The organism is Citricoccus parietis, from assembly GCF_042433045.1.
Classification (GTDB): domain Bacteria; phylum Actinomycetota; class Actinomycetes; order Actinomycetales; family Micrococcaceae; genus Citricoccus; species Citricoccus parietis.
In genome coordinates, this window is the sequence record NZ_JBHLWH010000041.1 from 1 (window position 1) to 2477 (window position 2477).

Annotated in this window: 3 protein-coding genes; 1 reads left to right on the plus strand and 2 read right to left on the minus strand. The window is 59.7% G+C overall.

Going from position 1 to position 2477, the window contains the following annotated elements:
* Nucleotides 1–156 precede the first annotated feature (156 nt).
* Nucleotides 157–693 (plus strand): hypothetical protein, encoded by a 537-nt coding sequence (locus ACFFIO_RS14100; RefSeq protein WP_378042750.1) that lies wholly within the window; start codon nt 157–159, stop codon nt 691–693.
* Between the two features lie 337 nt (nt 694–1030).
* On the opposite strand, the gene ACFFIO_RS14105 is transcribed toward ACFFIO_RS14100, so the two are convergent.
* Nucleotides 1031–2071: a PKD domain-containing protein gene (locus ACFFIO_RS14105; RefSeq protein WP_378042751.1), complete on the minus strand. Its 1041-nt coding sequence runs from the start codon at nt 2069–2071 to the stop codon at nt 1031–1033.
* On the minus strand, nt 2055–2477 hold a 423-nt coding region (locus ACFFIO_RS14110; protein ID WP_378042752.1), incomplete at its 5' end, for a DUF6318 family protein. The genes ACFFIO_RS14110 and ACFFIO_RS14105, both read right to left, overlap by 17 nt.

Consider the following 2477-nt stretch of genomic DNA (forward strand, 5'->3'; position numbering starts at 1 on the left):
GCTTCTCCGAACTCCGCCACCACGTCTACGAACAGATCCAGCTCGCCAAGAAGGGCTTCCGCCCCGAAGACTCCATCGCGAAGTAGGCACCCGTCCACTGGTGCACGACTTCGATCCAATGATCCAGCGTGCAGCCGAAGACCCCGGCGGGTTCCCGTGGCTTTCCTGAAGACATCACCTCCCTGCCACGCTTCGCAGTACCGCCGCCATGATGCGAAGAATGTTCGTCGACTTTGGCCGGAGCTTGGGTACATCTTGGTTGGGGAACCACATCCAGGCTTCCGCATCGGCGACTTTAGTTGTCATCTGCAAAAGCCATTCGGACAGATTTCAGGGGACGGGAATCCGGGAGTCCTGGTTCCCGTGGCAACTATGGCGGTCAGTGCCGCCCTGGGGGTGGCCATCGGTATCAGCCATATCTCAGTCTCGGTGGACGATCGACAGATCACCGTGCGTTATGGCCGCTGTATCGCCGCACAATGGCACACGATGAGGTCGCATCATTCGAACTCGTGGAGGATGTTCGCCCTGCCAGCTTTGGCGGTGTCGGCTACCGCCGCCCCCGGGGGCCGCGTCGGACTTCTCTGGACCGGCGGTCCCGGCGTGGAAATCGAAACCACTGATGGCAAACACATCACCGTGGTCATCGACGAGGCGAACGACCTCCACGAAGCCCTGGCCCGAACGACATGAACCAGCCGACTCATTTCTTCCCCTCGCCCATAGGTCGGCAGGCGCAGACTCGGGCAATTGGCGCCATGGTCATTGATGCTCTTGCAGATAGACCTGGCACGAAGTAGACGAACCCTTTCTCAGTAGCCGCCTGCACGAGTGAAAGTATGTGAACGCTGACCCTTTCGGCAGGGGAATCAAAGCGGACACCCTCACCGCTGACCTGCACGAACCAATTCCTCACCGGGTCCGCACCCGAGTCCTCCACCAGGTCACCGATGGTCCTGGCCATCACATACCGTCCGCACATGGCTTCATGTCTCCTGCGGTCCCTCGTCGGACGATCAACGGCCGGGATTCAGCCCTCGACGAAGGGGTTGCCGCAGGCCCAGCCTTGCGGGTTCTCGTGGCAGTCCTCGGCGACGTTCTTGGACTTGGACCGCCAGATGTCCGCAGTGACCGGCTCACTCGGGACCTCGGCAGTGCCCGGGATCGCGATCCACGGACCATCATTGACCGAGAACTGCCCCCGATACGACGTCGTCAGCCCCACTGCGTACTGGCCGGTGTCCTCGTAGACATGGCTGGTAGTGGTCTCCTGGTTGAACTCCACCTGCGGCCCACCCGGATACGGATTCGACAACTGCTCCGAACCGTCCCCGTAGTCCCAGGTCCACTGCACCGGCACCGCCTGAATCGCCACCTGCTGACCCAACATCGTGGTGTTCAACGTCTGGTCCTCCTCGGTCGCGAAAAAATTCGTATTCCCACGAATCAGGCCAAAGCCGCCCGAGTCAGACTCGATCTCCGACGGGGCGATATCCAAGGCACGGAAATCCGACAGAGTCACCACCGGCATCGGCGGAGCATCTGCGGCTTCTGCTCCAGAATCAGTGACCACTGGCTCCGAAGGATCGGAACAGAACTGCTGCCCCACCCTTTCGAGAGCCTCGAAATCGTTCGCCGGGTACTGAGCCCTGACCATCCACTGGCTGTCGGACTCCGCGCAGGCAGCTTGTTCAGCTTCCATGCAATCCAACATCGCAACGCCATCGATATTCGTGCAGTAAAGCTGAGTGATCGTGATGATTCGGTCCGGATCGTCGATTTCGTTAGGCTTCGTCGATCCGCCTGCCCCGGCATCTGCACCCTCGTTGCCCGATGCTGGTCGAGTCCCAGGCGACGGTTGCTGCGAAGACTCAACCGGAATTTTCCCACCGACTCCAATTTCAGGGTCGTCTTCATAGTCGGAGTCACCGCAGAACACACCGTCACAAGCCTGGTCAGTTGCCTGCCCGGCCGGAACCGCGACAACGGCAAGTAGCAATGTGAGGACAATCGGCATCAGAACAACCCTTTTAACTTCAGTCATTTCGGCAACCTCACCCTTGCGGTTCAAGGCCTTCGAGTTTCCACAGCTGTTCCTCCTCATCAAACACTGCAGAGATCGCCCAAGGTCGATCGTCGGACCCATCCCCAGAACCGCCCGGCGAACCGTTCGGCTGGTAAACCTGACTCGGTGATTCAGAGACAACGATTGCCCCGGTTCCGCCCAAACCGCCATTATCGATGTTGGTGAATTGGACCCCTACTTCAGTAGGGCCAGTCTCCGCCCAGCCCCCCAGATCGTAGATCTCAGTCCATCTGTTCCGTTGACTCTGACAGAGATCACAGTCACTCGTGGACACTTCATCGATGTGCGTCGAATCACCCGTTGCTCGGAGAAAGTCTCCAGCCTCCCACCAGTACTCGACTGCGGCTTCAAGCCCCTCTTCCGTCGGCTTCTTCACTGCTTCGGGCATCTC